General features: G+C 75.7%; 3 protein-coding genes. All 3 read right to left on the reverse strand.

Going from position 1 to position 23451, the window contains the following annotated elements; all coding sequences use genetic code 11:
- Positions 1–19: 19 nt before the first annotated feature.
- The 3 genes from ACIO9K_RS02585 to ACIO9K_RS02595 are packed head-to-tail and all read right to left on the reverse strand — an operon-like array spanning position 20 to position 23450.
- Positions 20–4630 carry an amino acid adenylation domain-containing protein gene (locus ACIO9K_RS02585; RefSeq protein ID WP_400326347.1) on the reverse strand — a complete coding sequence of 1537 codons (4611 nt, stop codon included), beginning with the start codon at positions 4628–4630 and terminating at the stop codon, positions 20–22.
- An 11-nt stretch (positions 4631–4641) separates the two neighbouring features.
- Entirely contained in the window at positions 4642–17112 is a 12471-nt protein-coding gene (locus ACIO9K_RS02590) for an amino acid adenylation domain-containing protein (protein WP_400326350.1), read from the reverse strand.
- Positions 17109–23450, reverse strand: coding sequence for an amino acid adenylation domain-containing protein (locus ACIO9K_RS02595; protein ID WP_400326353.1), 6342 nt, complete (start codon positions 23448–23450; stop codon positions 17109–17111). The genes ACIO9K_RS02590 and ACIO9K_RS02595 overlap by 4 nt, the downstream gene beginning before the upstream one ends.
- Between the last annotated feature and the right edge of the window lies 1 nt (position 23451).

Below are 23451 nucleotides of genomic sequence, written 5' to 3' on the forward strand. Positions count from 1 at the left end.
TCCGTACCGGCCCGGCCGGTCATCCGCAGGCCCGGACGATCTCGCGCAGGGCCTCGTGCATGCGCTGGAGCAGGGCGGTGGCCGCCGCCTCGTCGAACCGGCCGCCCGCGTACACGCAGGACAGCTCCATCCGGCCGCCCTCGACCGCGGCGGCGACGTCCAGCTCGTAGGTGCGGGTCTCGCCCGGCTCGTGGTCGCCGCCGCCGTGGTCCAGGTGGCGCAGGATCAGCCGGTCCCCCTCGGGCAGCTGGTTGTCCCACTGGCCGAGGTAGTTGAAGCCGATCCGGGCCCTGGGCGCCGGGACCAGCAGGTCCTCCCGGGCCTCGGCGGCCGCCGCCAGCCGCAGGACGCCGTGGCCGATGCCGCGGCGCGGGACGGCCCGCAGCCGGCGCTTGGCCACCCGGACGGCGGCGGTCGGCGCCAGGTCCGCGGGCACGTCGAGCAGCACCGGGTAGATCGTGGTGAACCAGCCGACGGTGCGGGACAGGTCGACGCCGTCCAGGATCTCCTCGCGGCCGTGCCCCTCCAGGTCGATCACGGTGCCGCCGTCGCCGGCGTGGCCCTGGGCGGCGAGCGCCTGGGCGAGGGCGGTCAGCAGCACCTCGTGGACCTGCGCGCGCAGCACGCCGGGCACCCGGCGCAACAGCGCCTCCGTCTCGTCCCCGGTCAGGGTGTGCCGCGCGGTGCGGCGGTCACCGAACCGGCCGGTGTCCAGGGGCTCCCCGGCGGGCTCGGGCAGCGACCGCCAGTGCGCCAGCTCGTCGTCGAAGCCGCCGGTCAGGGCGTGCTCGCGCAGTCGGCGGGACCACTGGCCGAAGGAGGTGGAGCGCGGGGCGGGCCGCACGGGCCGGCCGGCCGCCAGGTCGGCGTAGGCGGAGCGCAGGTCGTCGAGCAGGATGCGCCAGGAGACGCCGTCGACCACCAGGTGGTGCGCGGTGAGGAACAGCCGGGCCGGGCGGTCCGGTCCCAGGTCGGCCAGGACGGCGCGCAGCAACGGCCCGTCGGCCAGCCGCAGGCCGCTCTGGGCCTGCCGGAACGCCTCGGTGGCGCGCTCCTCGGCGTCCGGCGCCCCGGCGAGGTCGAGCCGCTGGAAGTCCCAGCAGCCGTCGGCCTCGGCCGCCACCTCCTGGGACCAGGCGCCCCCGGCGTCGCGGGTGTAGCGGGCGCGCAGCATGTCGTGCTGCCCGACCAGCGCGGCCAGGGCGGCACGCAGGGCCTCGGCGTCGGTGCCCGGGACGAGTTCGAACAGCAGCGACTGGTTGAAGTGGCCCGGGTTGACGGTGTGGTGCTCGAAGAACCACTGCTGCACGGCGGTCAGCGGCACGGGCCCGGTGCGGTACGGGTCCTCCTCGGCCGGCCCGCTCTCCCCCGTCCCGGCGGCCTTGGCGAGCGCGGCGACGGTCTTGTGCTGGAAGAGGTCCCGGGCGGTGAAGTGCAGGCCCTCCTGGCGGGCCCGGGCGACCACCTGGGTGGAGAGGATGGAGTCGCCGCCGAGCAGGAAGAAGTCGTCCTCGGCGCCGACGTCCTCGATGCCCAGCACCGAGCGGAACACCTCGGCCAGCGCGGTCTCCACCGGGCCGTTCGGCGGGGTGGAGACCCTGGTCAGGGCCTCCCGGGCGTCCGGCAGGGCGTCCCGGTCGACCTTGCCGTTGGTGGTGAGCGGCATCGCGTCCAGCGGGATCAGCGCGGCGGGCACCATGAAGGCGGGCAGTTCCTCGGTCAGGGCCTCGCGGACCTCGCGGACCGCCTCGCCCCGGTCGCGGCCGGACGCGGCGACCAGGTAGCCGACGAGCTGCTTGCCGCGGTCGCTCTCGCGGACCACCACGGCGGCCTGGTCGATCGCGGGGTGGCGCTGCATCGCCGACTCGATCTCGCCGGGCTCGACCCGGAAGCCGCGGATCTTGACCTGGTCGTCGGCACGGCCGCGGAAGTCGATCCGCCCGTCGGGCAGCCAGGCGCCGAGGTCGCCGGTGCGGTAGAGCCGGGCCCCGGGGTCGTCCGCGAAGGGGTGCGGGACGAACCGCTGCTCGGTCAGCTCCGGGCGGCCCAGGTAGCCCTGGGCGACGCCGCGGCCGCCGAGGTGGATCTCGCCGGTGACGGCGGGCGGCACCGGGTTGCCGTGCGGGTCCAGCAGGTAGACCTCGGTGTTGGGCAGCGGCCGGCCGATCGACAGCCGGCTGCCGGCCTCCTCGTCCTGGACCTCGAACATGGTGGCGCCGACGGTGTTCTCGGTCGGGCCGTAGCCGTTGATGAAGCGGTGGACCCGCGACCACTTGCGGGCCAGGCCGACCGGGCAGCGGTCGCCGACGGCGAGCACCACCGAGCCGGCGGGCAGTGCCTCGGGCTCGACCGCCGCGAGGGCCGCGGGCGGCAGCGCGAGGACGGTGGGCCGGCCTCCCGCCATGGCGCGCAGCTGCTCGCTGCCCAGCGCCTCGGACTCGTTCGCCGGGAGGGCGAGCGCCGCGCCGGAGACGAGGGCGAGGAAGGTCTCCCAGACCGCGCCGTCGAAGCTGGGCGAGGAGAGCTGGGTCACCGTGTTCTCGGGGCCGGTGCCGACGATCAGCCGGGAGGCGTTGACCACGTTGGTCAGGCCGCCGTGGCCCAGCAGCACGCCCTTGGGCGTGCCGGTGGAGCCGGAGGTGTAGACGATGTAGGCGAGCGCGTCCGGCCCCACCCGGTCACCCTCGGGCACCGGGCCGGTGTGCGCGTCGAGCTGCGGGCGCAGATCCTCCAGGATCAGCGGCTCGGCGGCGGACTCGCCCGCGTCGGCGGCCAGCGCGCGCTCGGTGAAGACGAACCCGGCGCCGGTCTCGGCCAGCATCAGCTCCCGGCGGGCGGCCGGGAAGCGCGGGTTCAGCGGCAGGAAGGCGGCGCCGGCCTTGAGCACCGCGAGGGTGGCGGCCACCTGGTCGGGGCCGCGCTCGCAGCAGACGCCGACGACGTCGCCGGGGCGGGTGCCGCGGGAGCGCAGCACCTCGGCCAACAGCCCGGACCGGCGGTCGAGTTCGGCGTAGCTGAGCCGCTCGTCGCCGCGCACCACCGCGAGGCCGTCGGGGCGTTCGGCGGCCCGCTTGGCCACCAGCAGGTGCACCGGGTCCTGTTCGGGGAAGGCCACCGGGTTGCGGGCCCAGTCCACGGTGAGCCGGTTGTGCTGCTTCGGGTCGAGCAGGTCGAGCCGGCCCAGCTCCTGGTCGGGGTCGGCGGCGATCGAGCCGAGCAGGGTGGTCAGGTGGCCGGCGAAGCGGCGCACCGTGGCCTCGTCGTACAGGTCGGTGCTGTACTCCAGGGCGGACCAGAGGCTGCCGTCGGGGCGCTCCTCGAAGGCCACCACGAGGTCGAAGCCGGTGCTCGCCTGCGGCAGGGCCAGCTGCTCCATGGTCAGCCCGGGCAGGTCGAGGACCGCCTCGGGGGCGTTCTGCAGGACGATGAGCACCTGGGCGAGCGGCATCCGGCTGGGGTCGCGCTCGGGCTGGACGGCGTCCACCACCCGCTCGAACGGGACCTCCGCGTGGTCGAAGCCGGCCAGCACGGTGTCGCGGACCTGGCCCAGGAAGTCCCGGAAGCCCAGGCCCGGCTCGGTCCGGGCGCGCAGCACCAGGGTGTTGAGGAACAGGCCGACCAGGTCGGCGAGTTCGGGCTCGTCGCGGCCGGCCACCGGGGTGCCGATCGCGACGTCCTCCTGCCGGGAGAGCCGGGCCAGCAGCAGCTGGGTGGCCGCGGTGAGCGTCATGAACAGCGTCGCCGCGGCGGACTCGGTGAGCTCGCGCAGCCCGGCGACGGTCTCCGCCGGGACGCTGAACTCGTGGAAGGCGCCCGCCCCGGTGGGCACGGCGGGGCGCTGCCGGTCGGTCGGCAGCTCCAGCACGGGGACGCCGTCGAGCTGCTCGCGCCAGTAGTCGAGCTGCTCGTCGAGCCGCCCGCCGGAGGCCCGCTCGCGCTGCCACACCGAGTAGTCCGCGTACTGCGGCCCCGGCGCGGGCAGGTCGGGTTCGCGCCCCTGGAGCGCGGCCGCGTAGTACTGGCCCAGCTCGCGGGTGACGATCGACAGCGACCAGCCGTCGTGCGCGATGTGGTGGATGCTCAGGACGAGCACGTGCTCGCGGTCGGAGAGCCGGACGAGGAGGGTCCGCAGCACCGGGCCGGTGCGCAGGTCGAAGGGCCGGCCGGCCTCCTCGCGGACCAGCCGCAGCAGTTCCTCCTCCCGCTCCTCGGGCGTCCCGCCGCCGGCCTCCACGACCGGCAGCGGGATGTCCACGCTCGGGTGCGGGACCTGCACCGGGACGCCGTCCACCTGGTCGTAGGTGGTGCGCAGCGCCTCGTGCCGGTCGACGACGGCGGCCAGCGCGCCGTGCAGCGCCGCGCGGTCGAGGTCGCCGCGCAGCCGCAGTGCGAAGGAGGAGTTGTAGCCGACCGACTCCGGGTCGAACTCGTACAGGAACCACATCCGCTGCTGGGCGAAGGACATCGGCAGCGGGCGGGAACGGTCGGCGGGGCGCAGCGCGGTGCTCGCGGCGGCCTCGGGGGCGGGCGCCTCGGCGCCCGCCAGGCGGTCCCGCAGCAGGGCCCGCAGGTGCTCGGGCAGGGCCGCGATGCGGTCCTCCCGGGACGTGGACGTCTGGGTCTCGCTCATGTCGGTTGCCCCTACTCCGCCGCCGGCGCCGACTGGCGCGCGGCCTCTCGCTCCAGTTCCTCCAGCAGCGCGTCCTCGACGAGTCGCGCCACCCCCGCCACGGTGGGGTTCTCCAGGAGGCTGCGGAAGGCGATCCGGATGCCGAAGGTCTGCTTGATCCTGGTGATCGCCTGCACGCTGGTCAGGGACTGCCCGCCGAGGGCGAAGAAGCTGTCGTGCGCGCCGACCCGCTCCACGTGCAGGGTCTCGGACCAGATCCCGGCGATCAGCTTCTCGGTCTCGTCGCGCGGCTCCACCCACTCCTCGGCGGCCTCGACGACCGTCTCGGCGGGGTCGGGCAGCGCGGCCCGGTCGATCTTGCCGTGCCGGGTGAGCGGGAAGGACTCCACCTCGACGAAGGCGGCCGGCACCAGGTGGGCCGGGAGCCGCTCGGCGAGGTAGCCGGCGAGCTCGGCGGCGCCGGGGACGCCGCCCGCGGCCGGCCGCAGGTAGGCGACCAGGCGGGCGTGCTCGGCCTCGCCGCGGACCAGGACGACGGACTCGGCGACGCCCGGGTGGGCGTCCAGGGCCGCGGTGATCTCGCCCGGCTCGATCCGGTAGCCGCGCAGCTTGACCTGGTCGTCGAGCCGGCCGAGGAACTCCAGCCGGCCGTCGGACAGCCGGCGGACCCGGTCGCCGGTGCGGTACAGCCGCTCCTTGGGGTCGAACGGCGCGGCCAGGAAGGCCTGTTCGGTCAGGTCGGGGCGGCCCAGGTAGCCGCGGGCGAGGCCGTCGCCGGCCAGGTACAGCTCGCCGGGCGCGCCGACCGGGGCGAGGTTGCGCTCCGGGTCCAGGACGTAGGCCCGGACGTTCTGGACGGGCAGGCCGAGGACAGGCCGGGGGCTGTCGGCGACCCGGCAGACCAGCGCGTCCACGGTGGCCTCGGTGGGCCCGTAGAAGTTGTAGGCGATCAGGTCGGACTGGGCGCGCAGCCGGTCCCACTGGGCCTGGCCGATCGCCTCGCCGCCGAGCGCCGCGCCGCGCAGCGGGTGGCTGCCGGGGGCGAGCAGTCCGGCGTCGTCGAGCTGGCGGAACCAGGACGGGGTGGTCTGCAGGAAGTCGATCCGCTGCTCCGCGCGGTAGGCGACCAGGGCGTGCGCGTCGCGCCGCACCTCGTCGTCGACCAGGTGCAGCTCGTGGCCGGCGACCATCCACAGCACCGGGTTCCAGGAGGCGTCGAAGGACGCGGGCGCCAGGTGGGCGACCCGGACCTGGCGGTCGCCGCAGGCCTCGCGCAGCGGCTCGAAGACCGTCCGCAGGTGGCTGTCGAGCAGGTTCGCCAGGCTGCCGTGCTCGACCAGCACGCCCTTGGGCTTGCCGGTGGAGCCGGAGGTGTGGATGACGTAGGCGGCGTGCTCCGGGGCGAGGTCCGGGTCGGGGGCGGTGGCGGGCCGGGCCGCGATCGCGTCCCGCTCGCGCTCCGGGACGACCAGGGCGACGTCGGCGGGCAGCGCCAGTGTGGTGCTCGCGGCCTCGTCGGCGATCACCACCCGGGGCTTGACGTCCTCGACCAGCAGCCGCAGGCGCTCGGCCGGGGCGGCCGGGTCCAGCGGGGTGTAGACGCCGCCCGCCTTGAGCACCGCGAGCAGCGCGGTGATCAGGCCGGGGCCGCGCCGCAGGCAGACCGCGACCGGCACCTCGGGGCCGACGCCCCGGTCGGCGAGGTGGTGGGCGAGCCGGTTGGCCCGCTCGTCCAGCTCGGCGAAGGTGATCCGCTCGCCGCCGTGGACCAGGGCGACGGCCTGCGGGGTGGCGGCGGCCTGGCGGGCGAACCGCTCGGGCACCAGGGCGTCGGTGGTGAGCGCGGTGGCGGTCTCGTTGTGGCCGGTGAGCAGCCGCTCCCGGTGGGCGGGGGCCAGCGCGCGCAGCTCGGCGAGGGTGCGCTCGGGCTCGGCCGCGATCTCCTCCAGCAGGGCGCGCAGGTCGCCGGTGACCCGGTCGGCGGTGTCGGCGTCGAAGAGCCCGGGGTCGTAGGCGAGCCGGAAGGACAGCTGCTCGCCGGCGAAGACCGCGAGCACCATGGCGTAGCTGGTGGGCTCCTGGGAGCGCACGTCGCGGATCCGGATGCCCTGGTCGGAGCCCAGTTCGCCGTCGAAGGGGTAGTTCTCGACGACCACGTAGCTGTCGAACAGGTCGACCCCGGCGGGCAGCCCGGTCCAGCCGCGGATCTGGGCCAGCGAGACGTACTCGTAGCTGCGGGCCTGGACCTGGTCGCGCTGGAGGTCGCCCAGCCAGTCGAGGACGGGCTGCTCGGGGCGGACCTCGACCCGCACCGGCAGGTTGTTGATGAACAGGCCGATCATCGACTCGACGTCGGGCAGGTCGGCGGGGCGGCCGGAGACGGCCGAGCCGAAGCAGACCTCCCGCTCCCCCGCGTAGCGCGAGAGCGTCAGCGCCCAGGCGCCCTGGGCCAGCGTGTTGGTGGTGAGCCGGTGGCGCCGGGCGACCTCGGCGAGCCGCTCGGTGACCTCGGGCTCCAGCTGGAAGACGCTGGTCGCCTCGCTGCCCTGGCGGGCCGCCTCCTCGCCGGCCCGGTCGGCCGGCAGCGCGGTCGGGGCGGTGAAGCCGTCGAGCAGTTCACGCCAGTAGCGCTCGGCGTCGGCCAGGTCCTGCTCGCCGAGCCAGGCGACGTAGTCGCGGAACGGGCGGCGGGCGGTCGGGCCGGGCCGGTCGTGGCCGGTGAGCCGGAGGTAGTCGTCGACCACCTCGGAGACCAGTTCGGCGCTGCTCCAGCCGTCCAGGAGCAGGTGGTGCGAGGTCCAGACGACCCGCAGGGCGCCGTCCGGCTCGTCGATCAGGGCCAGGCGCATCAGCGGCGCCACGGCCAGGTCGATGCCGCGGGTGCGGTCCTCGGCGAGGTACGCGGCGAACCGCTGCTCGCGCTCGGCCGCCGGCAGGGCGCTCCAGTCCAGCCGCTCGACGGGCACGGTGACGTGCTCGCGGACCACCTGGAGCGGCTGGTCGGTGTCGACCCGGGCGAAGGCGGTGCGCAGCATCGGGGTCCGGTCGGCGAGGCGCTGCCAGGCCTCGGCGAAGGCGTCCGCGTCCACGCCGCCCTCCAGCAGGAAGGACAGCTGGCCGAGGTAGACGCCCTCGCCCTCCTCGGTGAGGCTGTGGAACAGCAGGCCGTGCTGCATCGGCGTGGCCGGGTAGAGGTCGGCGATCCGGCCCAGGGCGGTCAGCTCGTCCAGCAGCGGCTGGTCGACCCGGGCGAGCGGGAAGTCCGAGGGGGTGGCCCCGGAGGCGGCGGCGCCGGCCTCGCGGCAGTGCGCGACGATCCCGCGCAGGGCCTCGACCAGCTGGTCGCCGACCCGCTGGACGGTCTCGGTGGTGTGGGTCGCGGTGGAGTGGAACAGCTCGAAGCCGAGCTTGCCGTCGCGCACGTACGCCACGATGTCGAGCGGGTACTCCAGCAGTTCCCCGGGCGCCTGCTCGGTGCCGTAGCCGAGCCGCACGTCGTGCAGCAGGCCGCCGTCGTGGCCGTCGACGACCCGGCCGAGGTAGTTGAAGCCGACCTGGGCGCGGGGGCCTTCGGCCAGCAGCTCGCCGGGCGCCCCGGCCGGGCTGAGGTGGCGCAGCGCGCCGTAGCCGATGCCGCGCTGGGGGACGGCCCGCAGCTGTTCCTTGACGGAGCGGAGCCGGGCGCCCCAGTCGGCGCCGTCGGCGGTGTCCAGGGCGACCGGGAAGGAGGTGGTGAACCAGCCGGTGGTGCGGCTCAGGTCGACGTCGTCGAAGATCTCCTCGCGGCCGTGGCCCTCCAGGTCCACCAGGACGGCGGAGCGGCCGGTCCAGTCGGCGAGCACCCGGGCGAGCGCGGTCAGCAGCACGTCGTTGACCTGGGTGCGGTAGACCGCGGGGACCTCGCGCAGCAGCGCGTCGGTGCTCTCCGCGTCCAGGCCGACCCGGACGGCGGCGGCGGTGGCGACGGTCGGGGTGCCGGTGAGGTCGGCGGGCAGCGGCTCGCCGCCGGCGCGGCCGGCCGCGAACCAGTGGTCCAGCTCCTCGTCGAAGCCGCCGACCGCGGTGTGCTCGGAGAGCCGGCGGGACCAGTCGAGGAAGGAGGTGCCGCGCGAGCCGAGGTCGACCGGCCGGCCCTCGGCGGCCTGCCGGTAGGCCGTCTCCAGGTCGCCGAGCAGGGTCTGCCAGGAGACCGCGTCGACCACCAGGTGGTGGGCGGTGAGGAAGAGCCGGGCGCCGGCGGTGCCGCCGAGGTCGGCCAGCACGGCCCGCACCAGCGGGCCATCGGCCAGGTCGAAGCCGGACTGGGCGGCGGTGGCGGCGGCCAGCAGCGCGCCCTCCGGGTCGGCCTCCAGGGTGAGGTCCAGCCGCTCCAGCGGCCAGCCGTCGCCGGGGGCGGCGATCTCCTGCTGCCAGCGGCCGTAGACGGTGCGGAAGCGGGTGCGCAGGGCGTCGTGGTGGGTGAGGAGCGCGTCGAGCGCGGTGCGCAGGTGCGCCTCGTCGGGGAGTTCGCGCAGCTCGGCCAGCACGGACATGGTGCTGTGCTGGGGGGCCTCGGTGTGGTGGTGGAAGAAGGCGCGCTGGATCGGGGTCAGCGGCGCCCTTCCGGTGACGGGTTCGGTGTTCACGCCGGCCGGCTCCTCGGGTTCGTGGGTCGAGATCGCGGCGGCGATCCCGGCGATGGTCTGGTGGCTGAAGATGTCCTGCGAGCTGAGGCGCAGTCCCAACTGCCGCGCCCGGGAGACGACCTGGATGCTCAGGATCGAGTCACCGCCCAGGTCGAAGAAGTTGTCGTCGACGCCGACCTCGGGCACCCGGAAGACCTCCGCCCAGAGCCCGGCGAGCGCCTGCTCGGCGGGGTTGCGGGGGGCCGTCCTGCTGGTGACCGGGCGGTCGTCGGCGGCCGCGGCCGGCAGCGCCCGCCGGTCCACCTTGCCGTTGGCGTTCAGCGGCAGCCGGTCCAGCCGGACGAAGGCCTGCGGCACCATGTGGCGGGGCAGCGAGCCCTCCAGGTAGCGGCGCAGCTCGGCGCTCTCGGGAGCGGTGCCGGGCCGGGGCACGACGTACCCGGTCAGGACGGCGCCCGGCTCGGAGCGCAGCGCCGCGACGGCCTCCAGGACGTCGGGGTGGCGGCGCAGGACGGCCTCGATCTCGGCGAGTTCCACCCGGAACCCGCGGATCTTGACCTGGTCGTCGCCGCGGCCGAGGAACTCGACGTCGCCGGTGGGCAGGAAGCGGGCCTGGTCGCCGGTGCGGTAGAGCCGGCCGTCGGGGTGGGGCGTGAACGGGTCGGTGGAGAAGCGCTCCTCGGTGAGGTCGGGGCGGCCCAGGTAGCCCCGGGTGACGCCGGTGCCGCCGAGGAAGAGCTCGCCGACGACACCGACCGGCAGCGGCTCCAGGTCCGCGTCCAGGACGTACATCCGGGTGCCCGGGATGGGCCGGCCGATCGGCACGGACGCGACGTCCGGCAGGCTCTGCGGGGTGACGGTGAAGTACGAGGACTCGACGGTGGCCTCGGTGACGCCGTAGGAGTTGAGCACGACGGTGCCGGGGGCGACGCTCTTCAGCAGCCGCCGGCAGTCGTCGGTGCGCCAGTTGTCCGAGCCGACGGCCAGGTAGCGCAGCGGCGGGAAGGCCCGGCCGCTGCGGGCGGCCTCGTCGGCCAGCGCGTTGGCCAGCGAGGGCACCGTCTCGACGTGGGTGACGCGCTGGCGCTCCATCAGGTCGAGCAGGCGCACCGGGTCGGTGGTGGCGTCCTTCGGGCAGAGCACCAGGGCACCGCCGGTGGTCAGCGCGTGCGTCAGGTCGGAGACGAAGACGTCGAAGGCCATGCTGGCGAGGTTGAGCTGGCGGACGGGGCCGCGGTCGAGCCGGTAGGCCTCGCGCCAGGCGGCGGCGGCCCGGGCGACGCTGCGGTGCTCGACCGTGACGCCCTTGGGCTTGCCGGTGGAGCCGGAGGTGTAGATGACGTAGGCGAGGTTGTCCGGGGTCACCTCGGTGCTGGGCGCCTCGGCGGGCCAGCTGTCGATCTCCTCGCGGTCGGCGTCCAGGCAGAGCACGGTCGCGTCGCACAGCGGGAGCCGCTCGGCGAGGTCCCGCTGGGTGACGAGCATCGCGGCGGCGCTGTCGTCCAGCACCAGGCGCAGCCGCTCGGCGGGGTGGGTGGGGTCCAGCGGCAGGTAGGCGGCGCCGGCCTTGAGGACGCCGAGGGCGGCGACGACGGTGTCCGGGCCTCGGTCCAGGCAGATGGCGACGACGGTCTCCGGGCCGATGCCCTGGCCGACGAGGTGCTGGGCCAGCCGGTTGGCCCGGGCTTCCAGGTCCGCGTAGGTCAGCACGGTCTCCTCGAAGACCACCGCCTCGGCGTCCGGGGTCTGCTGCGCCTGCTCGGCGATCAGCTCGTGCAGGCAGGCGTCGGCGCCCGGGGTGCCGGTGTCGTTCCACTCGTACAGGACGCGGTCGCGGGCGCGCAGCGACAGCATCGGGACGTCGCCGACCCGCTGGCCGGGGGCGGTGGGCATGCTGCCGAGCAGGACGGCGAGCTGGTCGGCCAGCACCTCGGCCTGGGCGCGGTCGTAGAGCGCCGGGTCGTAGGAGAGCAGCAGGGTCAGCGAGCCGTCGTCGTCGTAGGCGGTGAGGTCCAGCGTGAAGCTGGTGGTGTCGACGGCGCGGACGTCGCTGAGCCGCAGTCCGTGGCGTTCGGCGGCGGCCCCGTTGCCCGGGTAGTTCTCGAACACCACCAGGGTCTGGAACAGCGCGCTGCCGCGCGGGACCTTGCTGCTGCGCTGGATCTCGGCGATCGAGGAGTACTCGAAGCGCCGGGATTCGGCCTGCTCGGCCTGGAGGGCCGCCAGCCACTCCACCAGCGGGGCGTCCTGGTCGACCTCGGTGCGCAGCGGCAGGGTGTTGAGCAGGTTGCCGACCATGGTGTCGGCGCCGGGCAGCTCGGTCGGGCGGCCGGCCACGGTGGTGCCGAAGCAGACGTCGCGCTGCCCGGAGTGGCGGGCCAGCAGGATCGCCCAGGCGCCCTGGACGGCGGTGTTGAGGGTGAGCCGGTGGCGGCGGACCATCGCGACCAGCGCGTCGGTCTCGGCGCCGGACAGGCCCACCCGGACCTGCCCGGCGGACTGGGACTCGTGGCCCTGGGGCACCGAGCGGCCGAAGGGCAGCTGGGTCGGCGCGTCCAGGTCGCCCAGCAGGGCGCTCCAGTGGGCGGCGGCCGCGTCCTTGTCCTGCCGGGCCAGCCAGGCGACGTAGTCGCGGAACGGCCGGCGCTCGGGCAGCGCCGGGGCCTTGCCCCTGCCGTCGGTGAGCGCCTGGTAGGCGGCGAAGAGGTCGGCGAACAGGTGCGAGGTGCTCCAGCCGTCCAGGACGGCGTGGTGGAAGGTCCACACGACGCGGACGGTCCGCTCGTCCTCGCGGGCGAGGGCGAGGCGCATCAGCGGCGCCCGGGACAGCTCGATCCCGGTGGCGCGCTCCTCGTCGATCAGCGCCTTGAGCCGGCGGTCCAGTTCGGCGGCGGGCAGGCCGGTCCAGTCGAGGCGGCGGACCGTCAGCCGGGCGGAGCGCTCGACCACCTGGACGGGCTCGGGGACGCCGTCCCAGACCAGCCGGGTGCGCAGCGCGGGGGTGCGGTCGACCACGTGCTGCCAGGCGGCGGCCAGCGCGTCGACGTCGCGGACGCCCTCCAGCCGGAAGGCGACGTGGTCGGAGTAGGCACCGACGCCGTCCTGGTTGAGGGTGTGGAAGAGCATCCCGCTCTGCATCGGGGTCAGCGGGTGGATGTCCTCGACGGTGGAGCCGGCCGGCACCAGCCGGTCGACGGTCGCCTGGTCGAGGGTGAGCAGCGGGAAGTCGCCGGGGGTGGCGCCGCCGGCGCCGGGGGTCAGGCAGTGCTCGACGAGCTCGGTCAGGGCCGCCGCGAAGTCGTCGGCGAGCCGCTGCACGGTGGCCTGGTCGTGGCGCTGCGGCGCGTAGTGGAAGTCGAAGGTCAGCACGCCGTGCCGGACCTCGCCGACGATGTCCAGCAGGTGCGGCCGCTCCTCGTCCGGGTGGTGGTCCAGGCCGTAGTCGGGTTCGACGGCGCGGAACAGCTCGCTCCCGGCCGCGGCGTCGCTCCACTGGCCGAGGTAGTTGAAGCTGACCTGGGGCTGCGGCGCCGCGGCCAGGGCGGCGGCCTGCGGCTGGTCGCCGCGCAGGTAGCGCAGCGGGCCGTAGCCGGCGCCGCGGCCGGGCACGGCCCGCAGCAGTTCCTTGGTGTCGCGGATGAGCCGGCCGAGCGGGCGGTCGGCCGGGGACTCCAGCAGCACCGGGAAGATCGAGGTGAACCAGCCGACCGTCCGGGAGACGTCGGTGCCGTCCAGGATCTCCTCGCGGCCGTGGCCCTCCAGGGTGATCAGGGTGCGGGCCCGGCCGGTGAAGCGGGCGAGCGCGCGGCCGAGCGCGGTCAGCAGGACGTCGTTGACCTGGGTGCGGTAGACGGCGGGCACGTCCTGGAGCAGTTGCCGGGTGCGCTCGGCGTCGAGGCCGGCGCTGACGGCGCGGGTGTCGCCGACGCTGTTGCGGCCCTCCCGGTCGGTGGGCAGGTCGGCGGAGCCGGCCGGCACCGGGCGGGCCCAGTGCGCCAGCTCGTCGTCCAGGCCGCCGTCCCGGGTGAAGGCGGCGAGGCGGCGCGCCCAGCCGCGGTACGAGGTGCCGGCCGGGCCGAGGTCGACGTCCTCGCCGCGGACGGCCTGCCGGTAGGCGCTCTCCAGGTCCTCCAGGAGGATCCGCCAGGAGACGCCGTCCACGGCCAGGTGGTGCACGGTGAGCAGCAGCCGCGCGGGCTCGCCGACGCCGTGGTCGAACAGCAGGGTGCGCACCAGCGGCCCTTCGGCCGGGTCCAGCGAGGCCTGCGCGGCCTCGGCGAGGGTGCGCATGGCGGCGGCGCGCTCCCCGGGGGCGGCCTGGTCGAGGGTGATCCGCTCGATCCGGGCCTCGGCCGGCACGGCGTCGGCGTCCGGCGCGCTGACGGTCTGGACCCGCCGGCCGTCGGGGCCGGTGGCGAAGCGGGTGCGCAGGGCCTCGTGCCGGCGGACGAGGCCGGCCAGGGCGCGGGCCAGCGCGGGCTCGTCGACCGCGCCGTCCAGGGTGATCAGCACGGACTGGTTGAAGTGGTGGGCGCCGCGGGTGTGGTGGGCGAAGAACCACTCCTGGACGGGGCCGAGCGGGGCCGGCTCGTGGTCGTCCGCGTCGGCCTGGACGGCCGGGGCCTCCTCCACCGGGCGGGCGGCGCGGGCGAGGTCGGCGAGCGACTGCCGGGAGAAGATGTCCTTCGAGGTGATGACGAGTCCGGCCCGGCGGGCCCGGGCGACCACCTGGATGCTCAGGATGGAGTCGCCGCCGAGTTCGAAGAAGTTGTCGTCGACGCCGACCTTGCCGATGCCGAGCACCTCCGACCAGACCTCGGCGAGCGCCTGCTCGGCCGGGTCCTCGGGGGCCCGGTAGTCCTCCCGCTCCAGGGGGGCGTCCGGCGCCGGCAGGGCCCGGACGTCGACCTTGCCGTTGGGGGTGAGCGGGAAGGCGTCGAGGGTGGCGAAGGCGGTCGGAACGCTGTAGGAGGGCAGCCGCTGCTCGGCGAAGGCCCGCAGGTCCTGCGGCGCGATGACGGCGCCGGGCTCGGCGCGCAGGTAGCCGACCAGCCGCTTGTGGTCGCCGTCCGCGAGGGCGACCACCAGGGCCTCGGCCACCGCGGGGTGGGCCTCCAGGACGGCTTCGACCTCGCCGGGCTCGATCCGGTAGCCGCGGACCTTGACCTGGGTGTCGGCGCGGCCGAGGTACTCGGCCAGGCCGTCGGCCCAGCGCACCACGTCCCCGGTGCGGTACATCCGCTCGCCGGGCTCCGCCGCGAACGGCGAGGGCTGGAAGCGCTCCTCGGTCAGCTCCGGGCGGCCCAGGTAGCCGCGGGCGACGCCGGGGCCGGCGATCCAGAGCTCGCCGGGAGTGCCGGGCGGGACGGGGCGGCGGCGCTCGTCGAGGACGTACACCGCCGTGTTGGAGATCGGGCGTCCGATCGGGATGGCGCGCACGCCGTCGGTCTCGCGGATCAGGTGGGAGACGGCGAAGGTGGTGGTCTCGGTCGGGCCGTAGCCGTTGACCAGCCGCTGCGGCGGGGCGCCGCCGGCCAGCAGTTCGGCGATCCGGCGCGGGTTGAGCGCCTCGCCGCCGACCAGCAGGTGGCGCATGCCGCCGAAGGCGGTGGGCTCCAGGCCGACGACCTGGTTGAAGACGCCGGCGGTGAGGAACATCGCGGTGGCGCCGGTCGAGCGCAGTGCGGCCGCGAAGGCCGGCGGGTCGAGCAGGACGTCCTTGGTGATGACGGCGATCCGCGCCCCGGCCACCAGCGGGCCCCAGAACTCGAAGGTCGCCGCGTCGAAGGTGGCGTCGGCGACCTGAGCCACCACGTCGTCGGCCGCCAGCGGGGCGTAGTCGGCGCCGCGGACCAGCCGGACGATGGAGCGGTGCTCGACCACGACGCCCTTGGGTCGGCCGGTGGAGCCGGAGGTGTAGATGACGTAGGCGGCGCTCCGCGGCCCCGCGTCGGTGGCCGGCGGACCGGCCGGGAGGGCGGCCAGCTCGGCGGTGCGCTCGGCGGGCAGCAGGGCCGGGACGGCCAGGTCGGGCAGCCGTTCGAGCAGCTCCCGGTCGGTGACGCAGAGCGCGGCCCCGGTGTCCGCGAGCATGAACTCCAGCCGGTCGGCCGGGTAGTCCGGGTCCAGCGGCACGTAGGCGCAGCCGGCCTTGAGCACGGCCAGCAGGGCGACGACTAGGCCGGTGCCGCGGGGCAGGCAGACCGCGACGTGCTGGCCGGGGCGGGCGCCGTGGTCGAGCAGCAGCCGGGCCAACCGGTCGGCTTGCTCGTCGAGTTGACGGTAGGTCAGCTCACCTTCGGCAGCGGTGACGGCGATGGCGTCGGGGGTGGCCGCGGCCTGCTCGGCGACCAGCGAGTGGACGGTCCGGTCGGCCGGGTAGGGCACCCGGTTCTCGGCCCAGTCGCGGGTGACGGTGTCGAGTTCGGCGGCGGTGAGCAGCGGCAGGTCGCCGACCGGGCGGTCCGCGTCGGCGGCGACGCCCGCCAGCAGGAGCAGCAGCCGGGTGCAGAGCGCGTCGATGGTCGAGGCGTCGAACAGGTCGGTGTTGTACTCCACCGTCCCGCCCAGCGTGCCGTCGGCGGCCGGGGTGAACTCCAGCGTCAGGTCGAAGATGGAGGACACCGAGGGCGCGCGGAACTCCTCGACGGCCGGGCCGCCGAAGTCGGGCAGGGCGCCGGGGTCGTTCTGGAGCACGAGGGCGGCCTGCACCAGCGGGGTGCGGCTCGGGTCGCGCTCGGGCTGGATCTCGTCCACCAGGCGGTGGAAGGGGACGTCCTGGTTGCTGAGGGCGTCCCAGAGCTGGTCGGTGGTGCGCTCCAGCAGGTCGCCGAAGGCCTCGTCCAGGTCGATCCGGCCGTGCAGGACCAGGGTGTTGACGAAGAAGCCGACCAGCGGCTCCAGTTCGGTGCGGTCGCGGCCCACCGACACGGTGCCCAGGCCCACGGTGCGCTGGCCGGTGTGCCGGGCCAGCAGCACCTGGGTGGCGGCGGCGAGCACGGCGAAGAGCGTGGTGCCGCGTTCGGCGCCGAGCGTGTCGAGCCCGGCGGCGACCTCGGCGTCGACCTGGAAGGCGTGCAGGGCGCCGACGGTGGTGCGCACCGCCGGGCGGGGCCGGTCGGTGGGCAGCTCCAGCGGCTGGATGTCCGCCAACTCGTCGCGCCAGTAGTCCAGTTGCCCGGACAGGCGGTCTTCGGTGCAGCGCTCGCGCTGCCAGCGGGAGTAGTCGCGGTAGCTGACCGGCAGCGGGGCGAGGGTGTGCGGGCGGCCCTCGACGGCGGCCCGGTAGAGCTCGCCGAGCTCGCCGGTCAGCAGGCCCTTGGACCAGCCGTCGGCGGCGATGTGGTGCAGGTTGAGGAAGAGCGCGTGGTCGTCCGGGCCGTGCCGCACGACCGTGGAGCGCAGCAGCGGGCCGCTGGCGAGGTCGAAGGGGGTGGCGAGTTCGCGGCGCAGCAGCGCGGCGAACTCGGCCTCCCGCTCCTCGGCGCCCAGCGCGCTCAGGTCCACCGGCTCGGTGTCCGGGGCGTAGGCGGGCCGGACCTCCTGGCGGGCCACGCCGTCCTCGGTGGTGAAGACGGTGCGCAGCGGCTCGTGCCGCTCGACCAGGCCGGTCAGCGCGGTGCGCAGCGCGGCCAGGTCGAGGCCGCCGCGCAGCCGGAGGCCGAAGGAGGTGGTGTACTCGACCGCGTCGGTCTCGAACTCCTGGAGGAACCAGAGCCGTTCCTGGCCGAAGGAGAGCGGGGCCGGGCCGTCGCCGCCGGGCCGGATCGCGTCGCGGTCGCCGCCGCCGGCGGCCGCCAGTCGCTGCCGCAGGATCTCGTCGGCGTCCTGGCCCTCGCTGTGTCGCTGGTCTGTCATCGGTTGCTCCCCCGCGCGCCACCGCGCGTCGTCGTCCGGTCCGCCGGTGTCCGGCGCACGTCTTCGAGTACTTGCTTGCGGACCTGGTCCGCGAGGGCCGCCACGGTGCGGGCGGCGAACACGTGCCGGGCCGAGACCCCGACGCCGAACACCTCCCGGATCCGGGCGGTGACCTGGAGGGTGAGCACCGAGTTGGCGCCGTGGTCGAAGACGTTGTCCTCGGCTCCCACGACGGGCACGCCCAGCACCTCGGCCCAGATCCCGGCCAGCGCCGCCTCGGTCTCGTCCCGGGGCGCGGTGGGCTCGGCGGCCGGCCGCTGCTCCTCCGGCTCCGGCAGGGCCCGCCGGTCGATCTTGCCGCTCGTGGTCATCGGGAACGCGTCCAGGACGATGACGACCGGCGGGACCATGTAGCCGGGCAGCCGCTCGGCGAGCCGGGCCCGGATCTTCTCCGGGTCGGCGGTGCCGTCCGCGGGCACCACGTAGCCGGTCAGCACGGTCTGCCCGGACGGCTTGGTCCGGGCGACCACCGCGGTCTGCTCGACGCTCTCGTCGTCGAGCAGCGCGGTCTCGATCTCGCCCAGCTCGATCCGGTAGCCGCGCACCTTGACCTGGTTGTCGATCCGCCCGAGGAATTCGAGCGTGCCGTCGGGCAGCCAGCGGACCAGGTCGCCGGTGCGGTAGAGCCTCGCGCCGGCGGTGGCGGCGAGGTGGTCCGGGACGAACCGCTCCTCGGTGAGCTCCGGGCGGCCCAGGTAGCCGCGGGCCACCCCGGCGCCGCCGACGTACAGTTCGCCGGGCACGCCCACCGGGACGGGCTCGCGGTGCTCGTCGAGCACGTAGCCGGTGGTGTTGGCGATGGGCCGGCCGATCGAGGGCAGCCGCCCGACCGGGGCGTCCTCCTCCGCCTCCAGCACCGTGCCGGTGGTGAGCACGGTGGTCTCGGTCGGGCCGTACAGGTTGGACAGCGCCATCGTCGAGCCGCGCGGCAGCCGGCGGCGCACCACGTCGGCGCCGGTGAGGATGTGCCGCACCCGGCCCTGGTGCAGTGCGGGCTGGTCGAGCAGGGCCTCCAGGCGCGGCGCCGGGATGAGGATGAGGGTGATCCCCTGTTCGACGATCCAGCCGGCGAGCAGGTGCGGGTCCTCCAGGACGCGGTCGGAGGCGAAGCGGACCTCCACGCCGCAGGCGAGGGCACCCCACTGCTCCAGCACCGTCGGGTCGAAGCCGGGCGGCACCATCTGGGTGGCCCGGTCGCCGGGCCCGGCGTCGAAGAAGTCCCGGTACCAGTCGCACAGGTTGACCACGCCGCGGTGCTCGATCAGCACGCCCTTGGCCTTGCCGGTGGAGCCCGAGGTGTAGATCACGTACGCGAGGTCGGACGGGCCGACGGCGACCTCGGGCGGCCCGTCGTGCGTGCCGGGCCCGGTGTCCTCGACGTACAGCACCTCGACGCCGTCCGGCGCCTCGGGCCCGGGCAGGTCGCGCTGGGTGAGGAGCACCGGCACCCCGGCGTCCTGGAGCACGTAGACCGTCCGGTCGTCGGGCAGTTCGGGGTCGAGCGGCAGGTAGGCGCCGCCGGCCTTGAGCACGGCGAGCTGGGCGATCGTCATCTCGGCGGCGCGCCGGGTGCGGACGCCGACGACGGTGCCCAGGCCGACGCCGCGGTCGGCCAGCCGGTGGGCCAGCGCGTCCGTCAGCGCGTCGAGTTCGGCGAAGGTCAGGCTGCGGTCCTCGGTGGTGACGGCCGCGGCGTCCGGGGTGCGCCGGGCCTGGTCGGCGACCAGCCCGTGGATGGTCGCCGTGTGGAACCGGGCGCCGGTCGCGGTGGCGTTCCAGCCGGTGGTGACCAGCCGGCGTTCCTGCTCGTCCATCAGCGGCAGCTCGTCGACCAGGCGGTCCGGGTCGGCCGCCGCCATGCCCTCCAGCAGCACGGTGAGGTGGCGGGCGATCCGGGCGACGGTCTCCGGGTCGAAGAGCGCCGTGCTGTACTCGACCAGGCCGCCGAGCCGCCCGTCGCGCTCCTCGAACTCGAAGCCGATGTCGAACAGCGCGTGCATCCGCGGCAGGGCGCTCTCCTCGACCCGCAGGCCGTCCGGGCCGGGCAGCGCGTCCTGGGCCCGCTTGAGCATCAGCGCGGCCTGGATCAGCGGGGTGCGGCTGGGGTCGCGGTCCGGCTTGAGCTCGTCGATCAGCCGGTCGTACGGCAGGTGCTGGTGGGTGAAGGCCTCCAGCACGCCCTGCCGGACGTCGGCCAGGAAGGCCCCGACGGTCGTGTCGGGGGTGGTCCGGGCGCGCAGCACCAGCGTGTTGACGAAGAAGCCGAGCACGTCCTCCAGTTCGCTGTGCTCGCGGCCGGAGACGATGGTGCCGACGGCGACGTCACGCTGGCGCGCGTACCGGGACAGCAGCAGCTGGACGCCCGCCGTGAGGACGGTGAACAGGGTGACGCCCTCCCGGCGGCAGAGCCGGGTGAGGGCGGCCACCAGCTCGGGGCTCAGCTCGAAGGAGTGGCCGGCGCCCCGGGTGGCGCGGGTGGCGGGCCGGGGCCGGTCGGTCGGCAGCTCCAGCGGCACCACGCCGTCCAGCCGGCGCTTCCAGTAGGCGAGGTCGGCGGCCTCCCGCGCGCCCCGCTCGCCGTGCTGGTGCACGGCGAAGTCGGCGTACTGAAGGGGAAGTTCGCTCAGTGCGGCGGGCCGGCCGGTGGCCTCCTGGCCGAGCAGGGCGACGAGCTCGCGGGCCATCACCTCCTTGGACCAGCCGTCGGTGACGACGTGGTGCATGTCGAGGACGAGCAGGTGCTCGGCGTCGGCCAGCCGGATCAGCCAGGGGCGCAGCAGCGGGCCGCCGCGCAGGTCGAAGGAGCGGCTCAGCTCGGTGCGCAGCAGCTGGTCGAGGTCGTCGACGCGCCCCTCGGCCGCGAGGTCGGTGAAGCGCACCGGCCGGTGGGCGGGGGCGTGGACGACCTGCACGCCCTGGCCGCCCTCGGTGGCGAAGGTGGTGCGCAGCGCCTCGTGCCGGGCCACCAGCGCGTCGACGGCGCGCCCGAGGGCGTCCCGGTCGAGCGGCCCGGTCAGCCGCAGGCCGAGCGGCGAGTTGTACTCGGTGCCCTGGGACTCGTAGTCGTACAGGAACCAGAGCCGCTGCTGGCCGTAGGAGAGCGGCAGCGGCCGGTCGCGGTCGACCGGCACCAGCCCGGCCCGGCGGGCGGGCTCGCTGCCCAGCCGGCCGGCCAGCCCGGCGACGGTGGGCGACTCGAACAGGGTGCGGATCGGCACCTCGACGTCCAGCACCGAGCGGATGCGCCCGATCAGCCGGGTGGCGAGCAGGGAGTGGCCGCCGAGGTCGAAGAAGCTGTCGTCGACGCCGATCGAGGCGACGCCGAGCACCTCGCAGAACAGGTCGCAGAGCTGCTCCTCGCGGGCGCTGCGCGGCCCGTGCCCGCTGCCGGTCGCGGCGGTGCCCGGGTCCGGGAGCGCGGCCCGGTCGGTCTTGCCGTTGGGGGTCAGCGGGATCCCGGGGATCGGCACCACCACGGCCGGGACCATGTAGCCGGGCAGCGTGGCGGCGGCGTGCGCGCGCAGTTCGGCCGGGTCGGCGCCGCCCTCGCCGGCCGGCACCACGTAGGAGACCAGCCGGGTGTCGCCGGCCGCGTACTCGCGGGCGACGGTGACGGCGCGGGCCACCGCGGGGTGCTGCTCCAGGACGGCGTCGATCTCGCCGGGCTCGATCCGGAAGCCGCGGACCTTCAGCTGGAAGTCGGCGCGGCCGACGTACTCCAGGTTGCCGTCGGCGGCCCAGCGGACGATGTCGCCGGTGCGGTACATGCGCTCGCCATCGGCGCCGTACGGGTCGGGCAGGAAGCGGTCCCGGGTGAGGTCCTCGCGGTGCAGGTAGCCGGTGCCGACGCCGTCCCCGGCGATGTACAGCTCGCCGGCGGCGCCGATCGGCACCAGGCGCAGCGCCTCGTCGAGGACCCGGACCCGGGTGTTGCCGATCGGCCGGCCGATGGTCGGCGCGCCGGGGCGGTCGTCCAGGCGGGCGGCGGTGGACCAGATGGTGGTCTCGGTGGGCCCGTACAGGTTGGTGACCTCGCTGCCGAGCGCGCGCATCCGCTCGGCGAGGGCGGCCGGCAGGGCCTCCCCGCCGACCAGCATCCGCAGGCCGCGCAGCGCCTGCGGGACTTCGTCGCACAGGGCCTGCCAGAGGCTGGGGGTGGCCTGCATGATCGTGGTGCCGGTGCGGCCGACCAGGGCGCCCAGCCCGGCGGGGTCGGTGACGGTCGCGCGGTCGGCGAGGACCACGGTGGCGCCGCCGACCAGCGGCAGGTAGAGCTCCAGGGCGGCGATGTCGAAGGCGATCGTGGTGACGGAGGTCCAGACGTCCTCGGCCGCGAGCGGGAAGAGGTCGGCCATCGAGACCAGGAAGTTGGTCAGCGCGTGGCGGCTGATGACGACGCCCTTGGGCCGGCCGGTGGAGCCGGAGGTGTAGATGACGTAGGCCGGGTCGGCGGCGGTCGCGGCGGGGCCCTGCGGCCCGGCGGGCTCCGTCGCCAGCCTGGCGCGCACCTGCTCGTCGTCCAGCAGCACCCGGTGGGCGGCGGTGGCGGGCAGCCGCCCGGCCGTCGCGCTGTCGGTGACCAGCGCCGAGGGGGCGGCGTGGTCGAGGATGTAGCCGATCCGGTCGGCCGGGTAGTCGGGGTCGAGCGGCACGTAGGCGGCGCCGGTGCGGGCCACCGCGAGCAGGGCGACGACGAGGTCGGCGGAGCGCGGCAGCGCCAGGGCGACGAGCCGGCCCGGGGCGGCGCCGTGGCGGCGCAGCTCGCCGGCCAACCGCTCGGCCCGGTCGTCGAGTTCGGCGTAGCTGAGCACGGTGTCGCCGGCGATCAGGGCGGTCCGCGCGGGCTGGGCGGCGGCCCGGGCCCGGAACAGCGCGGAGACGTCGGCGTCGGGCACCGGCCGGTCGGTGGCGTTCCACGCGGTCAGCAGGGCGTGCCGCTCGGCCGGGTCCAGCACCTCGTAGCCGTCCGGGTCGGCGTCCGGCGCGGCGACGGCGGCGGCCAGCAGGCGCGGCAGCGCGTCGGCGAGCCGCCGGACGGTCGCCGGGTCGAACAGCTCGGTGCTGAAGGTCGCGGCCAGCCGCAACCCGGAGCCGTCGGGCGCGCTGCGGAAGCGCAGCTGGAGGTCGAACGGGGAGTGCTGGCGCGGCAGTTGGTCCACCTGGGCGTCGAGCGGGCCGAAGCCGAGCCGGGCGGGCAGGTCCTCGGCGAGGTCGAAGGCCACCTGGGCCAGCGGGTGGCGGTTGAGCGCGCGCTCGGGCCGCAGCTCGCCGACCACGGTCTCGAACGGGACGCCACCGTGGCGCCGGGCCGTGGCGGCGACCGCCGCGCAGTCGCCGACCAGCTCGCGGAAGGAGGCGCCGGGGCGGCGGACGACCCGCAGCACCACCGGGTTGGCCAGCGGGCCGACCACGGCGGCGCGCCGCCCGCCGTCGCGGCCGGGCAGGCTACCGATCAGCGGGACGTCGGCGCCGGCGCCGAAGCGGCCGAGCAGCGCCACGACGGCGGCGTGCAGCACCGCCTCGACGCCTGCGCCGCAGTCGGTGGCCAGGTCGGCGAGGGCCGCGGTCAGCGGGCCGTCCAGCTCGTTGCGGTACTCGTCGGCGGCGTAGCGGGTGACGGCCAGGCGCGGCCGGTCGACGGGCAGGTCGAGCTGCGCCGGCGCGCCGTCCAAAGTGGCGCGCCAGTGGGCGAGTTCGGCCGCCGCGTACTCGGTGGGCCGCTCGGGGGCGCCGTTCAGCTCCCGGTCGGCGGCGGCCGCGGCGTACTGCGGGGCGGGCTCGGGCGCGCCGGGGGCGGCCGGGTCGGTGGCCGCCGCGTACGCCCGGGCCAGGTCGTCGACGATCACGGCGAGCGAGCGCTCGTCAGCCGCGATCTCGTGCACCGTCAGGACCAGCACGTGGGCGTCCGGCCCGGTGGCGAGCAGCCGGGCCCGCAGCGGGGGCTCCCGGGTGAGGTCCAGGCCCTGGCCGGCCGCCCGGGTCAGCGCCTCGTCGAGCTCGTCGGGGGCGACCGGCTCGGGCCGCAGCCCGGCGAACGCCCCGCCGTCGGGGGCGGGTTCGGGGCGGCAGCGGCCCTCGGCCTCGCGGTGCACGGTGCCCAGCAGCGGATGCCGCCGGACCAGGGCGTCCAGCGCGGCGCGCAGCTGCTCCGGACCCAGGCCGCCGGCCAGCCGCAGCGCCACCGTGTGGGTGTGGCCGGCGGCGCCCTCCTGGAAGCGGTTCAGGAACCACAGGCGCTGCTGCGCCGGCGACAGGACACTGTCGTTGGTGATCGTCACG

The sequence above is a fragment of the Kitasatospora sp. NPDC087271 genome (assembly GCF_044744605.1).
Lineage (GTDB): Bacteria > Actinomycetota > Actinomycetes > Streptomycetales > Streptomycetaceae > Kitasatospora.